The following is a 7,913-nucleotide window of genomic DNA, read 5'->3' as shown; positions in this document are numbered from 1 at the left end:
CGAAGGTCGAGCAGCCCATGTAGTGATGGATCGGCGTGCCGTCGAGCATCGAGAACCGCGTCGTCCCGTCCGGCATCAGCCCCTTGCCTTGCGTGTCGCGGATCGCGGTGCAGAGGTTGGTCTTGCGCGACAGGCAGGACGGGCATTCCCGGCATTCCGGCGTGTAGAGCGGGATCACATGGTCGCCGGGTTTCAGGCTTTTCACCCCCGGCCCGCATTTCACCACCACGCCCGCGCCTTCATGGCCGAGAATGGAGGGGAAGATCCCCTCCGGGTCCGCGCCCGAGAGGGTGAATTCGTCGGTGTGGCAGATGCCGGTGGCCTTGATCTCGACCAGGACCTCGCCTTCCCTGGGGTCGTCGAGATTGACATCCATCACCTGCAAGGGTTGTCCGGCGGCGACTGCAACGGCGGCTCGGGTGCGCATCAGCTTTCCTCCCAATGATCCTTCCGGCCGGGCGGGCCGGGCGACCTAGTCCTTCAACACGCCACTCGCCCGGGCGGTAAAGGTGGCGATATAGTCCATCAGCCCCGGCGACAGCGCGTCATAGGGCGGCAGGCCCAGCTCGTTCAGCCGCGCCCGGATCCCCTCCATCGCTTCGGGCCGGGTGCCGCCCTCGATCACCGAGGACACGAAGGCGGCGAAGGTCGGCGGCGACCAGCCCTCCTCGTCCGACCGCTCGGTATGGATGAAGCTGAGGCCGGTGAAGGGGTGGTTCTCGCGCGTGACCGGCCCATGCATGTGCACGCCGCAAGCCGTGCAGGCGTGGCGCTGGATCAGGGCCGAAGGATCGACGACCTTCAGCTTGTGGCCGTTCCGCGTCACCGTCACCTTGTCGGATGGCACCACCGAGACCATCGAGAAGATCGCCCCCTCGGGCTTCCAGCACTTGGTGCAGCCGCAGACGTGGTTGTGCAGGCAATCCGTGGCGATCTCCACCTCGACCGGGTCCGTCGTGCAGCTGCAGCGCAGCGTCCCGCCCGCGAATCCCGGCCTGCCGGGTTTCACGCCATTGTCCACCGCCGGGTGGATCCTGACCGTCGTCATTTCGCGCCTCCCCTGATCTTCGTTGACGCGGACAGGTTCGCACCAATGCGCAGGTCGGGCAATTCAACCAAAAGGCTGGAAACACGAGCCACCGGATCCACCAGCGCATCGTCGACTTCGGCCTCCGGCCCGGGCCTGGGAGGCGATTTCTTCCAGGAAATCGTGACGGAGCCTTTGAAGGCTCCGAGCCGGAATTCTGCAGAATTCCGCTGGCGCCCGGTTTTCGACCGGGGCGCCTCGGGCTTCAGAACAGCTGCAGGAGCCGCTTGAAATAGTCCAGCTCCTCGCTGGGCCGGGTCAGCTCGCCCGAGCGGCGGCGAAGCTCGTCCAGAAGTTCCTGCGCACGCCTGTTCGGGTCGGTCTGCACCATGTTCCGGTCCGAGCCGATCCGCGCGGTATCGCCCGGCTCGCGGCCCAAGGGGTCGCGGCCGCTGGGGTCGGCGCTGCCGAGGTCGCGCTCGTTGCCCTGGCCTTCGCGGTTCTGGCGCTGCTCGTCGGCCAGCGCCTCGCCGAAGTTGCGCAGCCCGTCGCGCATCGCCTCCATCGCCTCGGCCTGGCGATCGAGCGCGCCGTCGAGATCGCCCTGGCGCAGCGCCTCCTCGGCCTCGTCCATGGCGCGTCCGGCCTGATCGAGCTTCCGGCGCCCTTCCTCGCCCTGCGCACCACCGTCACCCGGCAGCTGGCCGTCCTGCAACTGGTCCAGCCGGTCGCGCAACTCCTGCTGGCGCTCGGCCAGCGAGCCCTGGCCTTCGCCCTCGCCGTCCTGCTGGCCCTCCTGCCCCGGCTCCTGCCCACCCTGGCCCTGCTGCATGTCGCGATAGGCGTCGTCCGACAGCTCCTGCTGGTCGCGGAGCGTATCGCCCAGCTCGCCCATCGGGCCGCCCTTGCCCTGCCCGCCTTCGCCCTGCACCACCTGCATGTTCTGCATCAGCTGGCGCAGCTGCTCCATCAGCTCGGCCGCCTCGGCGGTGCGACCCTCCTCCATCAGCTTCTGCAACTCGTCCAGCATCTGCTGCAACTGGTCGCCCGACATCATCTGGCCCTGCATCTGGCCCTGCTGCTGCTGGTCGCCGGGATTGCGCTGCGCCTCTTCGGCCAGTTCGCGCATGTATTCGTTCAGCGCCTGCTGCATTTCCTTCATCAGCTGGTCGATCTCTTCGGGCGAAGCGCCGTTCCTGATCGCCTCGTCCAGCCGGTCCTGCGCGCGTTGCAAGCGTTCCAGCGCGTCCTGGAGGTTCCCTTCCTCGACCATCAGGGCGATGGTCCAGAGCTTTTCGGCCAAGGCATCGCGGTCCTCGGTCGAAAGGCTGGCCTCCTTCGCCTCAAGCTCGCGCATCAGGACACGCAGGTGCAGGAAGGCGCGGTCGTGGCGGATGAAGCCTTCGGGGCGGAAGGTCACCGCCTTGAGAAGCTCGACCGCGCGGGGGGCGTTGATCCGGTTCCACAGGATGTCGCGGCGCATCTCGATCAACGCGGCGGCCAGCGGGTCGAAGAAGCGTTTGCCGGGCAGGGTCACGGCATAGGGCTCGGACTGGCCTTCCTGTCCGGCGGCATCGAGGGCGGCGAAGACCATGGTGACGGGCAGGTTCGCGAAAACATGTTTCGACAGGTCGTCGACCAGCGTCTCGGTCACCTCGCCCCGCCCGCCGGTGAGGGGCATCGGCAGGTCGAGGACCACGGATTCCACCGGCTCGGGCTCGGGGATCAGGCCGTGGCGGCGGTCGACCTTGGCAAGGTCGAGGGTGATCGTCACCCGCCCCGCGACCACGCCGTAATCGTCGGACGCGGTGAAGCCCTGCTTGAAGCGGCCGTCCCCCTCGCGTCCGATGGCGCCCGAGACGGCGATTGCGGGCAGGGCGTCGGGAATGGCGGTCACCGCCCATTCGCGGCCGCCGGGGCCTTCGATGGACAGCCTGCCCGAGCGGGTGACGGTATAGTCGCGCACGCCGGCCATCCCGTCGGGGGCGGCGGCGGCCTCGGTCGTTTCCGGGGGCGCGGATGGTTGGTCGGCGATGGTCTGCTCGACCGCAAGGGTGCCTTCGGGGCCGTAGAGCCGGATCTGCAGGCGGGTGCCGGTGGGCAGTTCCAGCGCGGTTGCGGTGATGTCGTTGAGGTAGAGCGAAGGCTTGCCGGTATAGCCGGGCGGCTGGGCCCAGGCCTCCCAACTCGGCCCGCCGGGCATGGCGATGGCGGGGCCGGGCGCAAGCCCGGTGACCGAGGCCGCGCGCCAGAACGAGCCGAAGAGAAGCGCCATGACGAAGGCGGTCAGGGCGACGTAGCGCAGGGAGAAGGGGTCGCGCGAGGACAGCCGCAGGTCGGGCCGGACCGGCCGGGCCCCGGCGGCGCGGGCGGCCATCCTGTCCTGATGCGCCCGCCAGACGGCCAGCGAGGCGGGGTCCGTCGTGCCGATTACCTGTGTGTCGCGCAACGCGGCGATGGGACGGCCGGGCATGGCGGCGTCCAGCCGGTCGAGCGCATCGGAAACGGTGGGTCTACGGAAGCGCCGCATCCCCAGCGCCAGCAGGAGAAGCGCCGCCAGCGCGACCGCGCCGCCCGCGATCCGGGCGTGCAGCAGCGGGCCGAGGTCCTGAAGCCCGAAGGCCAGGGCAGCCATGACCGCCAGCGCCAGCGACCAGAGCGGCCAGAACGCCCGCGCCATCCGTTCCGCCCAGAGGCCGACGAGCGTCAGCCGCATCGGCCAAAGCAGGGATTTCAGCGGTGGCGTCGTTCCGGGTCCGGTCATCTCACCTGCCTTCGACCGGACATCGCGTCACAGCCATGGAGGGATGGTATCGCGGTTGAGGATTTCGTCAAAGCTTGGCCGCGCCCGGATGACAGCGAATTGATCCCCGTTCACCAGCACCTCGGGCACCAGCGGCCGGGTGTTGTATTCGGACGCCATCACCGCGCCATAGGCCCCGGCGCTGCGGAAGGCCACGAGGTCGCCCTCGGCCAGCAGCGGCAGGTCGCGGCCCTTGGCGAAGGTATCGCCGGTCTCGCAGACCGGGCCGACGACGTCGAATTCCTGCGTCGGGCTGGCGACCGGCGGTTCGGCGACGGGGACGATGTCATGGTGCGCGCCATACATCGAGGGGCGCACGAGATCGTTCATCGCGGCGTCGAGGATCAGGAAGTCTCGGCCCTCGCCGTTCTTGACGTAGACGACCCTGGCCACCAGCAGCCCGGCGTTGCCGGAGATCAGGCGGCCGGGTTCGATCTCGATCTCGCAGCCGAGGTCGCCCACGGTGCGCTTGATCAGGGCGCCATAGTCGGTGGGCAAGGGCGGGGCCTCGTTCGAGCGGGCATAGGGAATGCCGAGGCCGCCACCGAGGTCGAGCCGGGTGATCGCATGGCCCTCGGCCCGCAGGCGGCGGGTGAGGTCGGCGACCTTGAGGTAGGCCTGCTCGAAGGGTTCCAGCTCGGTGAGCTGACTGCCGATATGGACATCGATCCCGACGACCTGCAGGCCGGGCAGGCGCGCGGCCTCGGCATAGACCTCCGACGCGCGGGCGATGGGGATGCCGAACTTGTTTTCCTTCTTGCCGGTCGCGATCTTCTCGTGGGTCCGGGCATCGACGTCGGGATTCACGCGCACGGCGATCGGGGCGGTGACGCCGAGGCTGGTGGCGACCTCGGACAGCGCCCGCATCTCGGGTTCGGATTCGACGTTGAACTGCCGGATGCCGCCGGTGAGGGCGAGGCGCATCTCCTCGCGCGTCTTGCCGACGCCTGAGAAGACGATCCGGTCACCGGGCACCCCCGCCGCCTTGGCGCGCAGGTATTCGCCGGCCGAGACCACGTCCATCCCGGCGCCGAGGTTGCCGAGGGTCTTCAGGACGGCGACGTTCGACAGCGACTTGATCGCGAAGCAGACGAGATGCGGAAGGGGCGACAGGGCCTCGGTGAACAGGCGGTAGTGCCGGGAGAGCGTCGCGGTGGAGTAGACGTAGAAGGGGGTGCCGACGACGGCGGCGATATCGGGGATCGCGACGTCCTCGGCGTGCAGCGTGCCGTTGTGATAGAGGAAATGGTCCATGCGTCGCCCCCCGGTCTTGCCACGCCGTCATATCCGGGCGCGCGGCGGGTGCAAAGCGCCGATTTCTTCAAAGAAATCGGACCGGAATTCGTAAGAATTCCGGCGCGCGCCCCGGGTCAGGGTTCCGCTATCGCGCCTTGTCGGGGGCGGCCTTCCAGACGTCCCTAGCGACAAGCAGGACGGCCCGGCGCAGCGTCAGTTGCCACCGACGCCCATGGTGACCTTGCCGCCGAAGGTGACGCCGGTCTGGCCGGGCGATTGCGGCTCGCCATCGGCGCCGCAGGCGGCGAGCGTCAGGCAGGCGAGGAGGAAAAGGCGGGGCATCGGGACCTCATCTGTGGTTCGGCGGGACGGTGGCATCCCCGCCGGGCGCCGGCAAGTCGGGCATTCAGCCCAGCGCCGCCTTCCAGCGGGCGACCTGGGCCCGGACCTGGTCCGGCGCGGTGCCGCCATAGGAGATGCGGCTGCGGACCGAGTTTTCCACGCCGAGGACGCCGAAGACCTCGTCAGTGACGCCGGGATGGACGGACTGCATCTGCGGCAGCGTCAGGTCGGGCAGGTCGCAGCCCTGCTTTTCCGCCATGGCGACCAGGGTGCCGGTGACATGATGCGCCTCGCGGAACGGAAGGCCCAGCGCGCGGACCAGCCAGTCGGCCAGATCGGTCGCGGTCGAGAAGCCCGAGGCCGCCGCCGCCGCCAGCACCTCGCGGTTGGCGGTCATGTCGCTGACCATGCCGGTCATCGCCGCCAGGCCCAGTATCAGGCTGTCGGCCGCGTCGAAGACCTGTTCCTTGTCCTCCTGCATGTCCTTGGAATAGGTCAGCGCAAGGCCCTTCATCACGGTGAAGAGCGCCACCGTCGCCCCCAGGATGCGCCCCAGCTTGGCGCGGAGGAGTTCGGCCGCGTCGGGGTTCTTCTTCTGCGGCATGATGCTGGAGCCGGTGGTCCACTTGTCCGAAAGCCGGACGAAGCGGAACTGGGCCGAGGACCAGATCACCAGCTCTTCGGCGAAGCGGCTGAGGTGCATGGCGCAGATCGAGGCCGCCGCCAGGAACTCCAGCGCGAAGTCGCGGTCGCTGACGCTGTCCAGGCTGTTCGCCGTGGGCCTGTCGAAGCCCAGCGCCTTGGCCGTGGCATGGCGGTCGATCGGGAACGAGGTCCCGGCCAGCGCCGCCGCGCCCAGGGGACATTCGTTCATCCGGCGGCGGGCATCCTCGAAGCGCGAGCGGTCGCGGGCCAGCATCTCGACATAGGCCAGCATGTGGTGGCCCCAGGTCACCGGCTGGGCGGTCTGCAGATGGGTGAAGCCCGGCATGACCCAATCCGCGCCGGCCTCGGCCTGCGCCAGGAAGGCCCGCATCAGCCCGGTCAGCCCGGCGATGGCCTGGTCGCACTGGTCGCGGGTCCAGAGGCGGAAATCGACCGCCACCTGGTCGTTGCGGCTGCGGCCGGTGTGCAGGCGCTTGCCGGCCTCGCCGATCCTCTCGGTCAGGCGGGCCTCGATGTTCAGGTGGATATCCTCGAGCTCGGGCGTGAAGGGGAATTTGCCCGCCTCGATCTCTGACAAGATCGCGAGGAGGCCTTCCCCAATCGCATCCGCATCCTTAGAAGAGATGATGCCCTGCGCGGCCAACATGGCGGCATGGGCCCGGCTGCCCGCGATGTCCTGCGCGTAAAGCCGCTGGTCGAACCCGATCGAGGCGTTGATCGCCTGCATGATCGCGTCCGGCCCGGCCGAGAAGCGCCCGCCCCACATCTGGTTGGCGGAGGAGGAATCGGGGGGGACGGTCATGCTGGCCTCGATGGGTGGAAACGTGCGGAAAATCCTGGTCGTCCTCTACACGGCCTTCCTGATCGGTGCAAATGCGGCGGCGGCGGATGTGGCCGCCCTGCGCGACGGCGACATGAAGAAGCTCGCGCTGCACGAGGCGCCGGTGGCCCTGCCCGAGGCGGTGCTGCTGGATGCCGGGGACGGCGAACATACGCTGGCCGAATACCGGGGCAAATGGGTGGTGCTGAATTTCTGGGCCACCTGGTGCGCCCCCTGCCGGCGCGAGATGCCCTCGCTGGAGCGGTTGCAGGCGGCGATGCCGGATCTGGCCGTGGTGCCGGTGGCGACCGGCCGCAATGCGGTGGAGGGGATCGAGCGGTTCTTCGAGGAGGCCGGCGTGACGGCCTTGCCGATCCTGCGCGATCCGAAATCCGTCCTGTCGCGGGCGATGGGCGTGATGGGGCTGCCGGTGACGGTGATCCTGAACCCCGAGGGCGAAGAGGTCGCCCGGCTGATCGGCGACGCCGAATGGGACAGCGACAGCGCCAAGGCGGTGCTGGGGGCGCTGATGGCGGGGCAGCCCTCAGTCGAATAACAGGCGCTCGTCGAAGGCGAAGGGTTCGACCCGCAGCACGGTGACGCGGCCCATCTCGGGGTGGCGCGGATTCAGGACGACGTTGGCCTCAAGCGGGACGACGTTGCTCGGGACGCTCAGCGCAAGACATTCCAGGCTGCCCAGCCAGGCATCGCCCAAGGGGCGGGTCCGGTGCTCGGGCATGGCTCCGGGAAAGCCGGAAAGCCTGCAGAGCTCGTCGGGCAGTTCCATCTCGACCGCCGCATGGGGCGGGGCCCGGCCCTTGCGGCGCTGCCGGTCGGGAAGGTTGACCAGCACCTCCAGCGCGGCCAGCGCAAGGGACGAGGCGCAATAGACCGCCGGCAGACCGGGACTGTTCCAGCGGCCTCCCTGCAGGCGCGCGCCCTCGCCGTCCAGGCCGGGCACATGTTCCGGTTTCGTCAACTGCCACAGACGCATGCCATCCTCTGCCCTCCTGCCAGAC

Annotated in this window: 8 protein-coding genes; 1 reads left to right on the top strand and 7 read right to left on the bottom strand. The window is 69.1% G+C overall.

Features of this window, described 5'->3' with window-relative positions; genetic code table 11:
- From I7S92_RS18535 to argH, 6 genes are all read right to left on the bottom strand, one after another.
- The coding region (locus I7S92_RS18535; RefSeq protein WP_197647003.1) for an alcohol dehydrogenase catalytic domain-containing protein at nt 1-427 on the bottom strand (427 nt) is incomplete at its 3' end.
- A 45-nt stretch (nt 428-472) separates the two neighbouring features.
- A complete protein-coding gene (gfa, locus tag I7S92_RS18530; RefSeq protein ID WP_197647002.1) occupies nt 473-1,048 on the bottom strand; it encodes an S-(hydroxymethyl)glutathione synthase in 576 nt (191 codons plus the stop codon).
- A gap of 244 nt (nt 1,049-1,292) precedes the next feature.
- A complete protein-coding gene (locus I7S92_RS18525) occupies nt 1,293-3,791 on the bottom strand; it encodes a TIGR02302 family protein (RefSeq protein ID WP_197647001.1) in 2,499 nt (832 codons plus the stop codon).
- 27 nt (nt 3,792-3,818) lie between these two features.
- Nucleotides 3,819-5,084 carry a diaminopimelate decarboxylase gene (gene lysA, locus I7S92_RS18520; protein ID WP_197647000.1) on the bottom strand — a complete coding sequence of 422 codons (1,266 nt, stop codon included), beginning with the start codon at nt 5,082-5,084 and terminating at the stop codon, nt 3,819-3,821.
- A gap of 195 nt (nt 5,085-5,279) precedes the next feature.
- A complete protein-coding gene (locus tag I7S92_RS23385) occupies nt 5,280-5,408 on the bottom strand; it encodes a hypothetical protein (RefSeq protein WP_277922981.1) in 129 nt (42 codons plus the stop codon).
- 64 nt (nt 5,409-5,472) lie between these two features.
- Complete coding sequence (gene argH / locus I7S92_RS18515) at nt 5,473-6,876, bottom strand: argininosuccinate lyase (RefSeq protein WP_197646999.1); 1,404 nt, start codon at nt 6,874-6,876, stop codon at nt 5,473-5,475.
- Between argH and I7S92_RS18510 the strand changes: the two genes are divergently transcribed.
- Nucleotides 6,875-7,450 carry a TlpA family protein disulfide reductase gene (locus tag I7S92_RS18510; protein WP_197646998.1) on the top strand — a complete coding sequence of 192 codons (576 nt, stop codon included), beginning with the start codon at nt 6,875-6,877 and terminating at the stop codon, nt 7,448-7,450. The two genes, argH and I7S92_RS18510, sit on opposite strands and share 2 nt — an antisense overlap.
- Here I7S92_RS18510 and I7S92_RS18505 read toward each other — a convergent pair.
- A complete protein-coding gene (locus I7S92_RS18505) occupies nt 7,439-7,888 on the bottom strand; it encodes an RES family NAD+ phosphorylase (protein WP_197646997.1) in 450 nt (149 codons plus the stop codon). The genes I7S92_RS18510 and I7S92_RS18505 overlap by 12 nt on opposite strands.
- Nucleotides 7,889-7,913: the final 25 nt, after the last annotated feature.

It is taken from the genome of Tabrizicola soli (genome assembly GCF_015999335.1).
GTDB lineage: Bacteria > Pseudomonadota > Alphaproteobacteria > Rhodobacterales > Rhodobacteraceae > Tabrizicola > Tabrizicola soli.
Note: the sequence above shows the minus strand (reverse complement) of the source record. Positions and strands in the feature narration are given on the sequence as shown.

Excerpts from the sequence above, each read along its gene's own strand:
- gfa (WP_197647002.1), bottom strand. The coding sequence starts at position 1,048 with ATGACGACGGTCAGGATCCACCCGGCGGTGGACAATGGCGTGAAACCC.
- I7S92_RS18525 (WP_197647001.1), bottom strand. The coding sequence starts at position 3,791 with ATGACCGGACCCGGAACGACGCCACCGCTGAAATCCCTGCTTTGGCCG.
- lysA (WP_197647000.1), bottom strand. The coding sequence starts at position 5,084 with ATGGACCATTTCCTCTATCACAACGGCACGCTGCACGCCGAGGACGTC.
- I7S92_RS23385 (WP_277922981.1), bottom strand. The coding sequence starts at position 5,408 with ATGCCCCGCCTTTTCCTCCTCGCCTGCCTGACGCTCGCCGCCTGCGGC.
- I7S92_RS18510 (WP_197646998.1), top strand. The coding sequence starts at position 6,875 with ATGCTGGCCTCGATGGGTGGAAACGTGCGGAAAATCCTGGTCGTCCTC.
- argH (WP_197646999.1), bottom strand. The coding sequence starts at position 6,876 with ATGACCGTCCCCCCCGATTCCTCCTCCGCCAACCAGATGTGGGGCGGG.
- I7S92_RS18505 (WP_197646997.1), bottom strand. The coding sequence starts at position 7,888 with ATGCGTCTGTGGCAGTTGACGAAACCGGAACATGTGCCCGGCCTGGAC.